Raw genomic sequence first — 270 nt, forward strand, 5'->3', positions numbered from 1 at the left:
GAACCGTGGTCTCCGGGAAGACGGCCTCGATGGCATCTGGGAAGCCCTTCAGGCCGTCCACGCAGGCGATGAAGATATCTTGCACACCACGATTGCGCAGCTCGGTGACGACCTGCAGCCAGAATTTGGCACCTTCCGTTTGCGCCAGCCACAGCCCCAACACTTCCTTCTCGCCATCCATGGTGATACCGATGGCCAGATAGACGGCCTTTACCCGCACCGTTCCCTCACGCACTTTGACATGGATGCAGTCCAGATAAACGATGGGGT

Annotated in this window: 1 protein-coding gene; it reads right to left on the reverse strand. The window is 58.5% G+C overall.

Annotated elements, in window-relative coordinates; all coding sequences use genetic code 11:
• On the reverse strand, positions 1-270 hold a 270-nt coding region (locus RV1423_RS28405; protein WP_034304029.1), incomplete at both ends, for an IS256 family transposase.

Origin of the sequence: Herbaspirillum sp. RV1423 (genome assembly GCF_000577615.1) — a bacterium.
Taxonomy (GTDB): domain Bacteria; phylum Pseudomonadota; class Gammaproteobacteria; order Burkholderiales; family Burkholderiaceae_D; genus Herbaspirillum.